This is a genomic window from Nocardia sichangensis, from assembly GCF_047200615.1.
Classification (GTDB): Bacteria; Actinomycetota; Actinomycetes; order Mycobacteriales; family Mycobacteriaceae; genus Nocardia; species Nocardia sichangensis.
Genome location: NZ_JBJZOK010000119.1, coordinates 1 through 1,056, shown reverse-complemented (window position 1 = coordinate 1,056; position 1,056 = coordinate 1). Strand labels below are relative to the sequence as shown.

Below are 1,056 nucleotides of genomic sequence, written 5' to 3'. Positions count from 1 at the left end.
CACTGTGAGTCTTCGGGTGGCTGGTCTGGGACTGGCCGACCAGGGTAGGCGGCGGTCGCCCGGCTCGAAGACGTGACTCATACAATTACTGGCCCTACGCAGGTGTCCTTCGGTTGGACTTGTCCGTTGCGGAGTCGCAGCAGCCGACGCCGTCCTGGCCCACTTCGGTTTCCTGATCAGGAGATTGCCCGACCTGCGGATCGTGGCCCGTCACAGTGCTGAACCGGAGTGACCTCTTCCCAGATCGGCGTCGGCCGCACGCGGCCGGACCGTTTGTGCTGGAAGGAAGGTAGCCGACCGCCGTGACCATCGTCGCGCACAATCACCCCTACGTCATCGGCGTGGACACCCACGCACGCAACACGTTCTCGCGATCGTGGCTGCTACCGGGCAGCCGATCGACTCGGCCGAGTTCCCCACGACCAAGGCGGGTATGGCCCGCGCGATCGCATGGGCCGCGCGACGCACCGGCGGGAACCTTGCTGCCCTATGGGTCGTCGAGGGCGTAGCGACATACGGCGCCCAACTCGCTTGCGCCATAGCGGAGTCCGGTTACCAGGTCGTCGAAGCGCCGCAAATGAACGCCCGTGCCCACCGCGGAGTCGGGAAGTCCGATCCGCTCGATGCCCGCCGCATCGCCGAAGCCGCACTGCCGCTCGAGGAAACCCAGCTGCGTCACCCACGCTCCGACGAGGGCGAACGAGCCGCGCTGCGCGTCCTGGTGACAGCTCAAGACCACATGACCGGTGAACGCACCAAGACCGTCAACGCACTGACCGCACTGATGCGTGCGATCGACCTAGGCATCGACGCTCGTCGCCCACTGCGCAGCAAGCAGATACTCGAGATCTCCCGCTGGCGCCCCCGACAAGAGCCACTGGCCCGAGCAACCGCTCGAGCCGAGGCCACGCGCCTGGCCGGCCGCGTCGTGGCACTCGACGACGAACTCACTGCCAACCAAAAGACAATCGCCACCCTCCTACGCGCCACCCCAGCCGCCGGCCTGCTCAAGAAGACCGGAATCGGACCCGTTACCGCGGCCGCCTGCCTGATCGC

General features: G+C 66.9%; 1 protein-coding gene. It reads left to right on the top strand.

Annotation, left to right across the window (positions count from 1 at the left end):
• Nucleotides 1-376: 376 nt before the first annotated feature.
• On the top strand, nt 377-1,056 hold a 680-nt coding region (locus ACL03I_RS39375), incomplete at its 3' end, for an IS110 family transposase (protein WP_412808653.1).